The sequence below is a fragment of the Limnothrix sp. FACHB-406 genome, assembly GCF_014698235.1.
In the GTDB taxonomy this organism is placed as follows: Bacteria; Cyanobacteriota; Cyanobacteriia; order CACIAM-69d; family CACIAM-69d; genus CACIAM-69d.
Map to the genome: position 1 here is coordinate 59,045 of NZ_JACJSP010000006.1, position 17,308 is coordinate 76,352.

At 50.9% G+C, this 17,308-nt stretch carries 8 protein-coding genes; 3 read left to right on the forward strand and 5 right to left on the reverse strand.

What is annotated here, in order from left to right; all coding sequences use genetic code 11:
• Positions 1–22 precede the first annotated feature (22 nt).
• Positions 23–961, reverse strand: a complete 939-nt coding sequence (locus H6G53_RS08050) for an NAD-dependent epimerase/dehydratase family protein (protein WP_099532553.1) — start codon at positions 959–961, stop codon at positions 23–25.
• Between the two features lie 185 nt (positions 962–1,146).
• On the opposite strand from H6G53_RS08050, the gene H6G53_RS08055 reads away from it, so the two are divergent.
• Complete coding sequence (locus H6G53_RS08055) at positions 1,147–3,156, forward strand: penicillin-binding protein 2 (RefSeq protein ID WP_199309178.1); 2,010 nt, start codon at positions 1,147–1,149, stop codon at positions 3,154–3,156.
• A gap of 49 nt (positions 3,157–3,205) precedes the next feature.
• On the opposite strand, the gene H6G53_RS19230 is transcribed toward H6G53_RS08055, so the two are convergent.
• From H6G53_RS19230 to H6G53_RS08070, 3 genes are all read right to left on the reverse strand, one after another.
• Complete coding sequence (locus H6G53_RS19230) at positions 3,206–5,539, reverse strand: fused MFS/spermidine synthase (RefSeq protein WP_190531917.1); 2,334 nt, start codon at positions 5,537–5,539, stop codon at positions 3,206–3,208.
• Between the two features lie 353 nt (positions 5,540–5,892).
• Positions 5,893–7,083 (reverse strand): TRC40/GET3/ArsA family transport-energizing ATPase, encoded by a 1,191-nt coding sequence (locus H6G53_RS08065; protein ID WP_190531919.1) that lies wholly within the window; start codon positions 7,081–7,083, stop codon positions 5,893–5,895.
• A gap of 106 nt (positions 7,084–7,189) precedes the next feature.
• Positions 7,190–7,588, reverse strand: coding sequence for a DUF2358 domain-containing protein (locus tag H6G53_RS08070; RefSeq protein ID WP_190532057.1), 399 nt, complete (start codon positions 7,586–7,588; stop codon positions 7,190–7,192).
• A gap of 618 nt (positions 7,589–8,206) precedes the next feature.
• Between H6G53_RS08070 and H6G53_RS08075 the strand changes: the two genes are divergently transcribed.
• Positions 8,207–13,621: an ATP-binding sensor histidine kinase gene (locus H6G53_RS08075; protein WP_190531921.1), complete on the forward strand. Its 5,415-nt coding sequence runs from the start codon at positions 8,207–8,209 to the stop codon at positions 13,619–13,621.
• 188 nt (positions 13,622–13,809) lie between these two features.
• On the forward strand, positions 13,810–15,195 hold the full coding sequence (locus H6G53_RS08080) for an aminopeptidase P family protein (protein ID WP_190531923.1): 1,386 nt from the start codon (positions 13,810–13,812) through the stop codon (positions 15,193–15,195).
• Between the two features lie 67 nt (positions 15,196–15,262).
• On the opposite strand, the gene H6G53_RS08085 is transcribed toward H6G53_RS08080, so the two are convergent.
• Complete coding sequence (locus H6G53_RS08085) at positions 15,263–17,281, reverse strand: GAF domain-containing protein (protein ID WP_199309179.1); 2,019 nt, start codon at positions 17,279–17,281, stop codon at positions 15,263–15,265.
• Positions 17,282–17,308: the final 27 nt, after the last annotated feature.

Here is a 17,308-nt window from a genome sequence, read left to right on the forward strand (position 1 = left end):
TTCGCGAGAATTTTCAGCAGATTTAAGCCAAGGCTTTCACGATTTCTTCATCAGTTGAAAAGTCCACTTCCGCGCGATCGGCTCCCGACGGTAAGTAATCATTTTCAAACGCATCTCGCAACCCAGAAACCAAATCGTAGGCAGGTTGCCATCCCAAATCCTGTTTTGCTTGTTGATTGCTGGCAAAGAAATGCTGCACGCGCATTGGAAAAGCCTTTCGCTTGCCAAAATCAAATTGCTTGGGATCGTAATGAATCAGTTGCAATTGCTCCGGATCTTTACCGGCAGCCAATGCACAGGCCCGCGCCAAGCCATCGAACGTGACGTAGCGATCGCCCGAAATGTTGTAGATTTTGCCAATGGTCTTGGGGTTACCAGCCGCCGCCACCATTGCACTAGCCAAGTCAGCCACATGGCCCAGTTGGGTGATGTGTAATCCGTTGCCGGGAATGGGAATCGGGCGATCGCGCACAATCCGATCAAAAAACCAAGATTCCAGCGGATTGTAATTCAGGGGCCCGTAGATATAGGTTGGTCGAAACGATGTGAAGGGTTCATCATGGTGGGCTAAATAACTTTCCGTTTCATGTTTGCCCTTGTGACGACTTTTGGGATCAACGGGGTCTGCTTCGCAGTGGGGCAATTGGTCGGTTTTCAGGTAAACACCGGCCGAACTCATGTAGAGAAAATGCTCGGTTTTGCCGCGCAACACTTCCACCAGCGGTTGCGTGTCGCTGAGTTCGCGACCGTTATTATCAAACACCCATTCAAAGTGGCGATGGGCTAGCTTTGATTTCAATTCATCGCCTTGGGTGCGATCGCACTGAATGACTTCCAAACCTTCAACGGGCGAGGGCTTGCGACCACGATTCAACAGGGTGACTTCATGACCTTTTTCCACCAGTAATCGGGTCAGATAAACGCCAATAAACCGCGTTCCACCCATCACTAAAACACGCATAAATCCCTTGCACCTTTCAAAAAATGGAGTATTGATCGCTTGGAAAACGAAATTGGGGAAAGAAATAGCCCGAAAGCTTTGAGACCACAGCGACGAGGCTATTTTATCGATTTATTCCCCACACAAACGCTCCACCGCCCCTTAAGATTTGATCTGTTACCGCTTGCGATTGATTGTGCCTGCCCATGAGTCGGTTTGACCCCGCTGAAGATGCTGCCTCGGGCGATCGGGATGCGCGATCGCGCCGCAGCTTTGGATCGGCGGCCGATTGGCAAGGAGCAGGAGACGATTGGCCCTTGGAAGCGTTCAACGTCAAAGCATTTCGCAAACGGGGCGATCGCTCCGGTGAGCCGGGCCCCAGCGCCCGATCGCGCCCTCGATCGCGCCCTCAATCTTGGTTGGGGCCAACGCCCGATCGGGATGACTCACGGGCCCAAAAATGGGAGCAAACCTGGCGGCAAATTCGCGCCCAGTTGCCCGACCCACGCCAGGTGAACCCGTCCCGCCAACGGGTGACGGTTGTGGGCGGCGTTTTGCTGGCGGCTGTGGCGGGGTTGGTGTTGCGGTTGGTGTGGTTACAGGGCGTTCAGGGCGAAACCCTCACCAACCGGGCCCGCGCCCAACAGCGAGTAACGGTCAAACCCTTTGCGCCTCGCCGCTCAATTGTCGATCGACGCGGGGTGGCGCTGGCGCTCGATCGGGTCACCTACACCCTCTACGCCCACCCCAAGCTATTCAACAAGCCCAAATCCGTGGTGGCGGCCCTTGTGGCTTCGATTTTGCAGGAACCGGTGACGGAGGTGGCCCAAAAACTGGAGCGGGGCCGCAGCGGCATTCGGCTCCACGAGTCCCTGACGGAAGACCAGGCCCAACGGATTCGGCGCACGGCCTTGGATGGGCTGGAGTTGCATGAGCGGCCCGGCCGGGTCTATCCCCAGGATGAGATGGCGGCGGAGATTGTGGGTTATGTGAACCTATTTGACGGCCAAGGTAAGACCGGCTTGGAATATTCCATGGGGCGACTGTTGGCGCGATCGGTCAGCCCTGTGACCCTGGAACGGGCCCCCGGTGGCTATGCCCTGCCGCGCTTGGGCAGTCTGGAAAACGATCGGCTGAACCAGTTGACCTATTTAGACGATTTACAGCTCAAATTAACCCTTGATTTGCGATTGCAACGGGCCGCCCGGGCCGCCGTGCAAGCTCAAATGACCGCCAGCCGCGCCAAAAAGGGAGCCGCGATCGTCCTGGATGTGCAAACGGGAGCCATTCGGGCCCTGGTTTGTGAACCCAATTACAATCCCAATCGCTACTCAGAGGCGGATGTTGCCCGTTTCCGGAATTGGGTGGTTTCGGATTTGTACGAACCGGGGTCAACCTTCAAGCCGCTGGTGATGGCTATGGGGCTGGATTCGAGGGTGTTGAGTTTGGATGACACCTTTGATGACAATGGTTCGGTGCAAGTGGGCGATCGAATTATTCGCAATTTCAACTTTGCCAGGCTAGGAAAATTAAATCTGAGCAAAGTCATCCAAACTTCGAGTAATGTTGCCACAGTTCGGATTGGTTTGCGATTAGATCCAGGGGTGTTTTATCAATACTTACAACGCCTGGGTTTTAATCAAGCTAGCGGGGTTGATTTGCCCTTTGAAACCCCTGGTCAAATTAAAGATCGTCAGACTTTTTTAGCCTCCAAAATTGACCGCGCCACCACCTCTTTTGGTCAAGGGGTTGCCATTACACCGCTACAACTGGTGCGGGCGATCGCGGCCCTGGCCAATGGGGGAAAACTCGTCACGCCGCACATTGTGGACAGCCTCAGCACCGTTGAAGGGCAACCCTATTGGCAACCGGCCCACCCGGAACCGATGCCCGTCTTTTCCGCCGCCACCACCCGCGAGGTGCTGAAAATGATGGAAACCGTGGTGTCTCAGGGCACGGGCAAACGGGCTCAAATTCCGGGTTATCGGATTGCGGGCAAAACCGGCACTTCCCAAAAACAAGATGAACGGGGCGGCTATCGGCGCGGGGCTGTCATTGCCAGTTTTGTCAGCATTTTTCCCGTTGAAAATCCTCGATATGTGGTGATGACCATTTTTGATGAACCTCCGGGTGGTTCTGGCGGGGTGGTGGCGGCTCCGGCGGCTAAGCCGATTTTGGAATCGATTATTACGCTCGATGGATTACCACCCCAATAGGTTTTCAGAGATCAAGTTCGCTCAATTTTCTGACCACTTGGGAACGGATTTAGCGCGATCGAATCACCGATAGCAAACTGGAGCGATCGTCTGTCCAAAGTTGGCTAGGGGGTTGGGGTGGAACCGGTTGCCATTGGGTTTGGGGGCGATCGATTAACCAATTCAGATCCTGGGGCGATCGGGCGATTGCCACCCAATGGGAAGGGGTTTTACCGATTGCTTTTTCCGCTTCCAAAACCCGTAAATCCCAGCGATGAATCGCCGTTAAACGCAAATCTTGGCTAATGGCTCCCAAGACGGGCAACAGGTCAAGATAGCGATTCGTAATGTTAACCAAAATCAAGCCCCGATCGGTCAGCTTGTTGAGATAGCTGGCAATGGCTTCACGGGTAATTAAGTGCACAGGAATGGAGTCGGAGCTAAAGGCATCCATAATCACCAAATCTAGGGAGCGATCGCTCGCCGTTTGCATTTTTAAACGGCCATCCCCAATTTCCACCGCTACCTTGCCCTTCGACAGTTCCAAGAAACTGAAATAGGTGGGATTTTGAGCGATCAACTTCACTGTGGGATCAATTTCATAAAATGTCCATTGCTGATCCGGTTGGGCATAGCTGGCCAACGTGCCAATGCCCAGGCCCAAAACCGCCACCTGATCGCGCCGAGATTGATTAAACCCCGCAAAAAATTCCCCGATCGGACCCGTTTCTGTGAAGTAGGTGAGCGGTCGATCGCGCCGTTGGGGCAGCAGGCTTTGTTGGCCATGGAGTGTGGAGCCGTGGAGCAAGGACATGACCTGTCTTGAGCGATCGCGCACCACCCGATTCACTCCAAAAAAGCTGCGATCAATTAACAACACCTCGCCCCGTAAGCCCACGGAAAATTGCATCATTAAAATAATGGCCAGTCCCGCAGAAATAATTTTGGTTTTGCGCAATTGCAGCGCCCAACCAATCGAGGCCAGCAAGCCAAAAGCAACGCCATAGGCGGCCCAATAGTCTGCCAGATGATTGAAATTAATTCCTGCTAGCAGCGCTCCAAACCCCAGCCCGATCGCAATCCAACTCCACTTGGGCAAGCGGTGGGAGTTAATCACCGACAGCAGCGTCAAAATCAGAATCAGGGGATATTCTTGGGTTGTGGGAAACAGGTAGGGCGCAGCGATCGCGTTAAACGATCCACCCAAAGCTCCCCCCAAAGCAATCCAGAAATAAAACTGCGTTAGGTAGGTTACGGATGGCTTAATTAGCGCCAGAGTTTGATGGCAAACAAAGGCCGCGATCGCAAATCCCAGCCAGTGAAATGGCAACATCACCCACAAATTTTGGGCCCCATCCAAGCGCGACCAAAACACCAACGGAGTCACCAATAATGGCAAGCTGGCGATCGACAGTGGATAGGCGATCGCGCTCCATCGCCAATTGGAAAAAGCGACAATATAAGTTAGTAGATAAAGGCTGAGGGGAATTGCCCAAAAGAGGGGAATTGCCGCCAAATCCGTGGTGACATAGGTGGTGACACCCAGCGATAAGCTGGCTGGCAAGAAGGCAAATAGGGCCCATTGGAGTCGATCGCGCCAAGTGGGTTGCAAGGGTTTGTTTGGCGAGCTATCCGGCTCAGAAGCAAACGTTAAGCGATTGACCACTGCGCCATTTTTTGAACTAGCTGGTGTATTGCCGAGGGTGGTTAATTGCTCTGGTAATGTTGTTAATTCTTCTAGATTTTCGAGGCTTTCTAGTTTTTTAAAGTCTCCTAAACTTTCAAAATTTTCTAATCCTGGTTGTTGTTTTGATTGCAGAAATTGTTCTAAGTCATTTGAGTCGCCCGCAGAATTCCAATTGCGATCGCGCCAAGTAATTAGCACACAGGCCCCAATGAGAAGCAGCTCAATCCCATAGCCCAATTGCCAAAATTGTCGCTGTTCCAGCAGGGAAAAGAGCGGCTCAATAGCCCCTGGATATCCCAAAACGCCTAACAAGCTGCCCGCATTACTCGCAGCATAAAGGACATAGGGATCCTTACCTAAATCTAAGCGAGTTTGCGATACCCACCGTTGCAACAAGGGAGCCGTTGCTGAAAGGGCAAAAAACGGCAAAGCCACTCCTAAAAACAAAATTTGGAGCAGAGTGATTAAGGGGCGATCGACAGTAATGATTGATTGACTCAAGACTTGGTTGAACTGACTCCAAAGCGCCAACCCACCCCCGATCGCCACAGCTCCATGGATCCAAAACTGAGAGCGTAACGACGGGCAATCGCTCAACCAAGCCGCATAGCCATAGCCGGCCAACAGCATCATTTGAAAGAAAGCCTGGCAAACATTCCAAACGGCCGGTGTTCCCCCCAACAGAGGCAGCAGGCTTTTTGCAACAATAAATTGCACCCAAAATAGTAAAAAAGCGCTACCAAAGAGCGCTACCGAAAATATTGTTTTTTTCATGATTCTTGTGAACCAAGGAAGTTTTATAAAACCAAATCATTACCTATCCAGTTCTGGCTAGCTCTGATCCTGCTGTCACCCATGCTGAACAAGCCGGTTTGGTCTTAACTCAGCACCTATTTAGCCCAAATTATCTTAACCTAGTTCCCCAAAAGACAAGGGGCTTAAGCCCCTTGCCCCCGAACTTTTGCACAATCACGATCTGCCAAGATCACGATCTTCTGGGGAAATTATTTTCCAGGTTCGTGACTTTTAAGCCTTCAGGATTTGAGGTGACGGAAACCAGATAATCAACGCTAGACCTTAGCGGGTTCTGAAAAGCGGATTTTCAGGTAATCTTCTTCCATTTTAGCACCCGTTGGTTGCAGAGCCGCCAGGGCTTGGGGCAACACCAAATTACGGCGATGGTTACCGATCCGAACATTCAGTTCATCACCGGTTTTGCTCAGTTCAATCTGGCTCTTAGGAATGCCCGGCAAGTACATTTCCAGACTGTAGGTGTTGTCCACCTGCACCACACGCAAGGTCGTTTCTTTGTAATAAACCTGAGCAGGATCTTCGTTGTTCGGGTAAAGGGTTTCCTTCAGGCGATCGAGCGCTGCCAATCCGCATAATTCTTCAGAAAAAAGCGGCACTTCTTTCACCGGCAAGGGGCGGAAATTCTCGTGAATTTCATCCTTATATTTCTGTTGATCGGCTTTCCAGCGATCGAAAAAGGGATCGCTCACCTCCGCCGGAATCACCCGATTGGCCACCACCATATCGGTTGCCACGTTATATAAACTCAGGTAAGCATGGGCCCGCAGCGATTCCTTGATCACCATTTTTTCTGGATTGGTCACCAGCCGCACCGAAGTTTGGGAACTGTTGGTTAAGACCTTTTCCAACGCCTCAATTTGTTCATAGAACTCGTAGGGCGCGTCCATCACTTCCTTATCCGGCAATGAAAAACCAGCGATCGGGCGGAAGATCGGTTCTACCAATGGCCGCAGGGCGACAGACATGCTTTGCAGCGGCTTATAGAAGCGGCGCATGTACCAACCGCCCACTTCCGGCAGGCTCAAAAGCCGCAAGGCCGTGCCCGTGGGGGCTGAGTCAATGATCAAGACTTCGTATTCACCCTCGTCGTAGTGTCGCTTCATGCGCACCAGGGCGAAAATTTCGTCCATTCCCGGCAAAATCGCCAATTCTTCCGCTTGCACACCTTCTAGGCCACGCGCTTGCAGGACTTGCGTGATGTAGCGCTTCACTGCGCCCCAATTTCCTTCTAATTCTGCCAGGGCATCCAACTCCGCCGCCCACAGGTTCGGTCGCACCGCGATCGGGTCGTGACCCAACTCTAAATCCAGGCTATCGGCTAAGGAATGGGCCGGATCGGTACTGAGGACGAGGGTTTTGTAGCCCAGCTCGGCACAGCGCAGGCCGGTGGCTGCGGCGACGGAGGTTTTACCGACTCCGCCTTTGCCGGTCATCAAAATTACGCGCATGATGGAATTGCCTTTGTTTCGGAGGAGACGATCGCCCAGTGCGCCTCCATTATGGCGTTTTTTGTAAAGCTTTTTGAAGCCTGTCTCAGTTAGGTTGCGCGATCTGTCAACCGTTTGCGCGAGCAAAATGCTGTTTCAACACATCCCAGATGGAACATTGCCAATAGTCAATGTGGGAGTTGATTAAACCCTGGGAATTCAGCCCCAGCTCGCTCCAACCGGTGATCGAAATTCGCGGTTTCCAGGGGATTGGTGTCGTCCAAGTCAGAGTCCAGTCTGTGCGGATCGTGCGATCGGTTGTCACAGCAATTTCATGCAGCCTGAGGCAAGGATCCTGAAACCATTGATCAATAAAGGCGATCGTTTTTCGGTAGCGATCAACTCCTCGAAATTCACTCGTTGGATCTTTGAAATAAACCTCCCGATCGTAAATTTCAAATGTTTGATCCTTAGGAAATTTCTGATAGTCTGCCTTCAGAATTTCGACAATTGATTCCATACTCATCAGTTTATGCATTTGATTCTCAAGGTTAATTCAGAGAATATTTGAAGCAGCAAAGCCCATGTCTAATTCATCTCATCAATCAACGAACCAAAGGAACTAGCTCAATAGCACCAGTCAAAGAGCTATCCCGTTTGCGCAATTAATTGATTGCTTGTGAGCATTAAAATCACCTTTCAAATCTCCTCGTGAAATAAAGTTATCTAAAAATGTTATTCTTTATAAAAGATTTTTATCATGGCTACTGTCTGAATCTTTTGAAATTAATTTCTCAATAAATTTTTAATTGCATTTTTGAGCCAATTTTAAAGCAAATTGCTCCATAATTCTTAAAATAACTATTTAGTTATAAAACATTCGATAACTCACTTCAAAGTCTTCTCCTAACACAGCTCAGCTTATTTTTTTCTAGTTTTGATTCAATTTTCTGCCTACTAATCTAGCAACCTATCGTTGCAATTGCTATGATCAGGGCTAAGCCAACATGATCTCAAGCAGTCGTCAAGTTAAGCCCCAAAGCTCTTCAAACTCCACTCAAGACCATGACCCAATCAGCCTCGCTCAAGGCTTGGGTCGTGACTAAGGCGCTGAATCCACCCCTCAACTGCATGACCGTGGCCCATGACTAGCCCACTGCAACAAACATCACCCACTTTGTGGCCCAACCTTGATGGTTACGAAATTACTGAGCAACTTTACTCAGGATCTCGCACAGCCGTTTACCGGGCAATTCAGACGGATACAGGGCGATCGGTCGTCATCAAAATTCTTTGCCATGAGTATCCCAGCTTTAACGAGCTGACACAATTTCGCAATCAATATAGCATCGCCAAGTCTTTGAACATTACGGGTATTGTACATCCCTATAGTTTAGAAGCCTATGGCAACAGTTATGCCCTAGTGATGGAAGATTTCAGTGCTATCTCCCTAGAAAATTACCGAAAACAATATTCAATTTCATTAACTGATTTTCTGTTTATTGCCTTACAGGTATCCGAAATTCTTCATGACTTACACCAAAGCCGCGTTATTCATCGAGATATCAAGCCCGCCAATATTTTGATTCAACCCAGCACCAAAGCAATCAAGATTATTGACTTTAGTATTGCTTCCGTGCTGCCCAAGGAAACTCAGGAAATTCAGAACCCTAATCTTCTTGAGGGAACCATTGCCTATTTAGCCCCTGAACAAACCGGCCGCATGAATCGCGGCATTGATTATCGCACGGACTTTTATGCCCTTGGAGTCACCTTTTATCAATTGTTGAGTGGTCGGCTCCCCTTTGAAGCAGCGGATCCCCTCAAACTCATTCACTGTCACATTGCCAAAACACCCACAGCGCTTGACCAGGTGAATCCCGCGATTCCTTCCATGGTGGCAGCCATTGTCTCTAAATTAATGGCAAAAAATGCAGAACATCGCTATCAAACCGCGAAAGGGTTAAAGCATGACCTGGAGGAATGTTGGACACAGTGGGAGGCCACTCAACAAATTCAGCCTTTTGAGTTGGGAACTCGAGATTTAAGCGATCGATTCCTGATTTCTGACAAACTCTATGGGCGCGATCGGGAAGTTGCTCATTTATTAGCAGCCTTTGAACGCGTTGCCCAAGGAAGTACAGAATTGATGCTGGTGGCGGGATTTTCCGGAATTGGCAAAACCGCCGTCATTCATGAAATTCACAAGCCTATCACTCGCCAAAAAGGCTATTTCATTAAGGGGAAATTTGATCAATTCAATCGCAATGTTCCTCTCTCGGCTTTTGTGCAAGCTTTCCGCGATTTAATGAGCTATTTGCTTTCTGAGCCAGATCGTCAATTAAACCAATGGCGAACCAAAATTTTGCAAGCCTTGGGAGAAAGTGGACAAGTTTTGGTTGAAGTCATTCCCGAGCTGGAGACCATCATTGGGTCTCAGCCAGCCGTGCCCGAACTATCAGGAACAGCCGCCCAAAATCGGTTTAATTTTCTGTTTCAGAAATTTATTCAGGTTTTCACAAGGCCCGATCATCCCTTGGTCATTTTTTTAGATGACTTACAGTGGGCAGATTTAGCTTCTTTGCAACTTTTGAAGGTTTTGATGGGGGATAGTGCCCACTTATTCATGTTGGGAGCCTATCGCGATAATGAGGTTTCGCCCATTCACCCCCTCATGGTTACCCTGGAAGAATTGATCAAAGAAAAAGCGATTGTTAACACCATTACCCTAGATCCACTGAGTCTAGAACATACCAATGATTTAGTGGCTGATACGTTGCGTTGCCCGCCCGATCGAGCCTTACCCTTAACTGAATCAATTAATCGGAAAACCCAGGGCAATCCTTTTTTCACAACACAATTTCTAAAGTCGCTCCACGAGGAAGGCTGGATTACATTCAACCGAGAAGCCTGCTATTGGGAATGTGATATTTCCAGCATCTACACCCTAACCACCACTGATGATGTGGTGGAGTTTATGGCGGCGCGGCTTCAAAAGCTGCCTGAATCCACGCGATCAGTCTTAAAGCTAGCGGCTTGTTTGGGTAACCAATTTGACTTAACAACCCTCTCGATTATTGCTCAACAATCTGCCGCAGAAACAGCCAATACCCTTTGGAAGTCATTGCAAGAGGGCTTGGTTTTACCCAACAGTCAGGTCTATAAATTTTTCCAGCCGGAGGTACTAACCCCAGCCGATCGGGAGGTGCAGGAACCGCAGGTTAATCCAACCTATCGTTTTTTACACGATCGCGTCCAACAGGCTGCCTATTCCCTGATTGATCCGGCTCAGAAACCCATGACCCATCTGATGATTGGTCAACTTTTGCAGACTCAGCTCTCGGGTTCAGAGTTAGAAAATCGACGATTTGATATTATTAATCACCTAAATTTAGGCCAAGACTTACTCACCACCGATACAGAACGGTTTTCCTTGGCTCAAAGTAATTTGGAAGCTGCCCAAAAAGCCAAAATGGCAACGGCCTATGCGGCTGCTAGCAACTTTGTTAATACGGGGTTATCGCTCCTATCTAATGATCGTTGGCAGAAACAATACCACCTGAGTTTGGAGCTACATATCTTAGCGGCCGAGGTGGCATGCCTCATGGGCGACATTGCCGAGATGGACAATCATTGTCAACAGGTTTTAACGGCAGCCCAAAATCCATTAGACAAGGTAGAAATCTACAAAATTCAAATTAATGCTCTCGCCACTCGCAACCAAATGTTAGAGGCGATCGCAGTCGGGGCCAATGCACTTTCGGAACTGGGTGTGGCCTTGCCCACCCAAGCCGACTCAACCATGAGTCATCAAGTGCTTGAAGCATTAGCTCAGCAACTTGAAGATTATGTCATTGAGGATCTGGGGCATCTTGCTCCCATGACCAATCCTCGGATCATGGCAGCTATGAAGTTAATGGCAGCACTTTTTGCACCGATCTACATGGTGAAGATAGAACTCTTTCCATTGGTTTGTGCGCGGATGGTGAGCTTATCTTTAGAATTTGGCAACAGCTCTGTTTCCATGATTGGCTACAGTGGCTATGGCCTAATTTTGACCAATTCTTACAATGAGTTTGAAAAGGGATATCAGTTTGGCAAGGTGTCCTTAGAGTTGCTCGATCGCTTCAGTGCTCCTGAATATCGGGCCATGACCCTTTTTCTATTTAGTATTTTTATTCAGCATCGCCATAACTCTTTGCGATCAACCATTCCCATGCTCAAGGAAAGCTATCTGTTGGGAATGGAAACCGGCAATTTACTCTACGCAGTCTATAGCATTAATAATTACTTTTTTAATCAATTTTTCTCTGGCTTTTGTCTAACTGACATAGAACCGGAGATGGAGCAATATTGCATCATTTTGAGCCAAATGAAGCGAGAAAACCCTGTAAGTTATCTGCGAATGCAGCAGCAGGCTTTTCAAGGCTTTGTGACCAACACTGATTACCCCGATCGACTAATTGGTGAGAGCTATGATGAAACTGTGATGTTCCCCCAGTATGTCCAAAAAAATGAATCGTCCGGCTTGGCATTTGCTTATATTTATAAATTGATTTTGGCTTATCTTTTTGATCATTATGAGCGGGCTATTGATTATATCAACGCAGGCTCCCCTTGCATGTATATCATCACGGGACATATTCATATTTCAGTTTTCTATTTCTATGCAGGGTTAACCTACTTTCGGGTTGCCACTACTCAGTCTAGCTTAGGGCGATCGCGGGCCTTATCTCTCGGAGAACAGCAGCAAGCTACCTTAGCCACTTGGGCCAATCAATCGCCAATTAATCATCAACATAAGGTGGATTTGTTAGAAGCAGAAAAGTGCCGCGTGCTGGAAAAGTTTTACGAAGCCGGTATTTTGTACGATCGCGCCATTGATGGAGCCAAGGCACAGGGATTCTTACAGGAAGAAGCTTTAGCGAATGAACTGGCTGCCAAGTTCTATTTAGATTGGAACAAGGAAAAATTCGCTGCCAGCTATATGCAAGAAGCCTATTACTGCTATGCCCGATGGGGTGCAAAGGCGAAGGTCAGTGACATCGAACAGCGTTATCCCAAATTGCTGGCTCCTATTCTCGAATCGACTTCCGAGAAATTAAATCCTCTGGAAACATTTGTTTCTGTTGCGACAGCAACCTATAGCTCCACCGCCACACAAAATTCCAGCAGTAATAATCTCAATGTCATGCTCGATTTGGCAACTATCATTCGAGCATCTCAAAGCATCGCTAGCACCATTCAACTAGAGGAGCTACTGCAACAATTAACGCAAATTATTTTGCAATATTCCGGCGGTGACCAATGCATTTTGATGGTTCCTGATCATGATGGTGAATGGTTAGTGCGGGCGATCGCCTCCACGGAAACGACCAAGCTTTGCACCATTCCTCTTCAGAATGAAAATTCCCTGCCTTTACCCCTAATTCAATGGGTGAAAAATACTAGAGAATCGGTGGTGATCAATGAAGGTCAAACCCATTTGCCGATCGGGGATGCTTTTCTTGATCGCCCGATGCCCCAAAGCGTGTTGTGCTTACCAATCCTCAACCAAGCGCAATTGGTGGGCATTTTGTATCTCAGTAACCAAGCTGCGAAAAATGTATTTACGAGCGATCGGCTCTTGGTTCTGAATTTCCTTTGTGCCCAAGCAGCGATTTCACTGGAAAATGCTCGGCTCTATCAGCAAGCACGCACCTATGCTCAACAGCTTGAACAATCTCAACTACAAATTGTTCAAAGTGAAAAAATGGCATCTTTGGGAAACTTGGTGGCGGGAGTTGCCCATGAAATCAATAACCCGATCGGCTTTTTAAATGGCAGCATTCAAAATTTGCAAGATTCTTTTCAGGATCTCATTGGTCATTTAGAACTCTATCAACAACATTATCCCAACCCTGAACCCAGCATCACAGAAAATGCAGAAGAGATTGATTTAGACTTTTTGAGTGAAGATTTGCCAACCTTGTTGAAATCGATGCAATTGGCAACCGATCGCATCAAAGGTATTAGCAATAGTCTGCGTACTTTTTCACGGGCAGATACTGAATATAAAGTTCAAGCCAATTTACATGAAGGAATCGACAGCACATTATTGATTCTGAAATATCGACTAAAAGCCAATGAGCATCGCCCCGCTATTGAAGTCAGTCAAGACTATGGGGACATTCCGGCAATCGATTGCTTTCCGGGACAGCTTAATCAAGTGTTTATGAATCTTTTGGCCAACGCGATCGACATGTTCGATGAGCTAGCGCAAGGGCAATCATTCGAGGCGTTAGCGGCCCATCCGCAAACCATTACGATTGGCACTCGACGAGTGGATGATCACGTGCAAGTGACCATTCAAGACAATGGCAAGGGCATGAACGAGGAATTACAAGCCAAGATTTTTGATCCCACTTTCACTACCAAGTCCGTTGGCAAAGGCACAGGGTTAGGCTTGGCGATCGCTCGCCAAATTGTGGTGGAAAAACATGGCGGTAGCTTAATGGTGCGATCGGAGTTGGGCCAGGGGTCTCAGTTTCTGATGAGTTTGCCCATTCACGGATCTTGAGCAGCTTGCGAAATGGTTGGAGATTTCGATCACAGACTGCCTGAAATTAATAACCTAGAGCTAATAGCCTAGAACCAATAACCTGGAACCAATAATCCGAAATTAATAACCTAGGCTCCATAGCCTGAAATTCAATGCCGATCAGCGAGCAACAATCAGAAACAGAGATCAGCAACAGAGATCAGAGCATGAGTGATTACAGTTTTGTCGATGGGTTGCGCGATCGCCGTCGCCGGTTAAGCGATCGGGTGTCGTTTCCGGTGGCCCTGTGGTCTGGGCAAGGGGCGGCGCGAAATTTTCCCGCCAATCGCTATCCTTTTCGGGCCAGTAGTCATTTTCTATACTTTGCGGGTCTGTCCCTCGAGCGGGCCGTGCTGCTGATCCTGGACGGGCGCTCCATTCTGTTTTGGGATCAGCCCACGGTTGATGATGCGTTGTGGCACGGGCCGGAACCCTCGCGGGCGGAATTGGCGGCCCAAATGGGGGTGGAGGATGCCTATCCCCTGGCGGAGCTGGCGAGCTATTTGGGCGATCGGGTGGTGGAGGTAGCCACCATTGCGGTGCAGTCGCCTGCGGCTCGGGCCGATCAGGAAACATTGCTGGGGCGATCGCTCCCCCAACCGGCCCAGGCGAACGGCCCCGATGGGGCCCTGGTGGATGCGATCGTGGCGGTGCGATCGACCCAGGATCCGATAGCCCTAGGGGAGTTGCGGCGATCGGCGGCGATCGCGGTGGCTGCCCACCGGGCCGGTCTCGCGGCCACTCGCCAAGCCCTCACGGAAGCGACCGTGCGGGCGGCCATCGAAGCCACTTTGATCGCCCAGGAGGCTTGCCCCGCCTACAACAGCATTGTCACTACCCGGGGCGAAGTGCTCCACAATGAGCGCTACCACCACCCCCTCACGCCGGGAGATTTGTTGTTGGTGGATGCGGGGGCTGAGGTGGCCAGCGGCTGGGCTTCCGACATTACCCGCACCTGGCCCGTATCGGGGCAGTTTTCCACCACGCAGCGGGCAATTTATGAGGTGGTGTTGGCGGCCCATGATGCGGCGGTGGCGGCGGTGCGGCCGGGGGTGGAATACCGCGACATCCACCACAAGGCGGCTTGGGTGTTGGTGGAAGGCCTGGTGGACTTGGGCATTTTGCGGGGGCAACCGGCGCAGTTGGTCGATCGGGATGCCCATACGCTGTTTTTTCCCCATGGTGTGGGTCACCTGTTGGGGCTGGATGTGCATGACATGGAGGATCTGGGCGATCGCGCGGGTTATGCGCCCGATCGCCAACGCAGTAAGCGGTTTGGCTGGTGTTTCCTGCGGCTCGATCGCCCCCTGGAGGTGGGCATGGTGGTGACGATCGAACCCGGTTTTTATCAAGTGCCGGGCCTGCTGCAAGACCCCGCTCGGCGCGATCGCTATGACGACTGTGTTGATTGGGAACGGTTGGCCCAATTTGCCGATGTGCGCGGTATTCGGATTGAGGATGACGTGTTGGTCACGGCGACAGGGCCGGAGGTGCTCACGGCCGATTTGCCCACGGATCCCGACCAAATTTGCGCGCTGATCACTGGTGCTTAGCGGGTTCAAAAGTCAGCCTCAAGTCTGGCTCCTGGGCTGACGGGCGTTTCAGCCCAGGAGCCAGCCCCTAGCTAGACAACAACAGAGACGGCATCGATCGCCCGCCACCATTGGGCAGCATGGGCGGTATGGGTCGATCGCCCAAATTACCCCGAATCAGAAATCGATCGGGCAAATCCGCCGCCGATTCTGCCTCCTCCAGCGCAGGCGGCGCAGGGGGCAACTCCACCACAAAGGTCGTGCCCTGATTGGGTTCCGACTCAAACCAAAGCCGCCCCCCATGCTGCTCCACAATGGTTTGATAGGCGATCGACAGGCCCAACCCCGTCCCTTGCCCGATCGGCTTCGTACTAAAGAAAGGATCCAAAATGCGATCGTGCACCGCTTCCGGAATGCCGAGGGCATTGTCTCGAATCCGAATCACCGCCCGCCCGCTGGCCGGATCCAGGGCCGTGACCAGCCAAATGGTGGGGCGTTCCTCCTTGGCTAACCATGGGGGCGACTCGATCGCCACCGTCAAAGCATCGATCGCATTTTCAATCAGCGCCGCCAACGCCTGATTCAGCGGCCCCGGATAGCAAGTGATGGCCGGCAGTGCTCCCCACTCATGAATGAGCTGAATTGAGTGGAGTTGATCACCGCTGCGCAAAGCATTCAGCCGCCCTTGAAACAACACCAAGGCACTATCCAAACTCTCGTTGAGGTTAATGCTCTTGACAATTGCCTCATCCAACCGCGAGAAAGCCCGCAGCGATCGAACAATCTTTTGGATTCGCTCCACGCCCGATCGCATCGATTGCAACATTCGTGGCCAATCCTCAGCAATGTAAGCAGGATCCACCTCTTCCACCAACGCTTCCACCTCAGCCGAAGGAGCCATCCCCGATCGCGCCCACTCCGCTTGGTAGACATTCACCAAATTCAACAAATCCTGGATATAGTGCCCCGCGTGGGCCAAATTGCCCGCAATGAAGGCCACCGGATTGTTCACCTCATGGGCCACCCCCGCCACCAACTGTTCCAGCCCCGCCAACCGTTCCGCCTGCACCAACTGGGCCTGCTGCCACTTCAGGGCCTGCAACACCGCCTCCAACTGAGCCGCCTTATCCGCGAGCTTGTCCTCCGCTGCCTGTCGCCGCCGAATTTCCGCTTGGGCCTGTTCGTACAGTTCCGCCTGCAACACGGCCACGGCCAACTGATGGGACAACCGCTCCAACAAATGAATTTCGTTCGGATGCCACTGGCGCGGACTGTGGCAATGGTGAGCGATTAACAGACCCCAGAGCCGGCCATGGTCAGAGATGGGCAACACCAAATTAGCCCGCACTTGGAACCAACGCAGCAAATTGCGATGGCACTCGCTCAGGGGAGCCGTTTCAATGTCGCTGATGGCGCTAATGCGTCCCTGTTGGTAATCCTGGGCGCGGCTGATCTGAAAACAGGTGTCCTCGATCGTCACATCCAACGACGCATCCCAACCCTCGCCCACGGACTCGGCCACCACCATGCCGCTCCAGTCGGGGTTAAAGCGATAGACCACCACCCGATCGGTCTGCAGCAGTTGGCGCACCTCATTCACCGCCGTGCTCAACACCGCCGTCAAGTCCAGGTCTTGGCGAATGCGCTGGGTCACACCGCTCAGGAGTTGTTCCTCTTGCAATTGCCGATTTTGGCGCTTGCGGGCTTCCACCGCTTCGGTCACATCCGTTTGCACGCCGATGTAGTGGGTCAAATGGCCCGCCGCATCATGCACGGGGCCGATCGAAAGGCGATTCCAAAAGGGCCGGCCATCCTTACGGTAATTGAGCAACACCACCTCACAGGCCTCGCCCCGGCGAATGGCCTGGCTGAGTTGCTCCACCGCCACCGGATCCGTGTCAGGCCCCTGCATAAACCGACAGTTACGCCCCAACACCTCTTCCCGGCGGTAGCCTGTCATGGTCTCGAAGGCTTCGTTGCAATAGATTAGGGGGCGATCAGGCCGGCTCATATCGGCGATCGCAATGCCACAACTGGCCGAAGCCATCGCCCGTTCATACAACTCCAGGGTCACCGGCAATAACCCTGGACTCGCTTGATTTTCCATAAGCCTCCAAGCTTCAGGATCTGACTC

Bases quoted from the DNA above. Each gene is read 5' to 3' on its own strand.
- H6G53_RS08050 (WP_099532553.1), bottom strand. From the start codon at position 961: ATGCGTGTTTTAGTGATGGGTGGAACGCGGTTTATTGGCGTTTATCTG.
- H6G53_RS08055 (WP_199309178.1), top strand. From the start codon at position 1,147: ATGAGTCGGTTTGACCCCGCTGAAGATGCTGCCTCGGGCGATCGGGAT.
- H6G53_RS08065 (WP_190531919.1), bottom strand. From the start codon at position 7,083: ATGCGCGTAATTTTGATGACCGGCAAAGGCGGAGTCGGTAAAACCTCC.
- H6G53_RS08070 (WP_190532057.1), bottom strand. From the start codon at position 7,588: ATGAGTATGGAATCAATTGTCGAAATTCTGAAGGCAGACTATCAGAAA.
- H6G53_RS08075 (WP_190531921.1), top strand. From the start codon at position 8,207: ATGACTAGCCCACTGCAACAAACATCACCCACTTTGTGGCCCAACCTT.
- H6G53_RS08080 (WP_190531923.1), top strand. From the start codon at position 13,810: ATGAGTGATTACAGTTTTGTCGATGGGTTGCGCGATCGCCGTCGCCGG.
- H6G53_RS08085 (WP_199309179.1), bottom strand. From the start codon at position 17,281: ATGGAAAATCAAGCGAGTCCAGGGTTATTGCCGGTGACCCTGGAGTTG.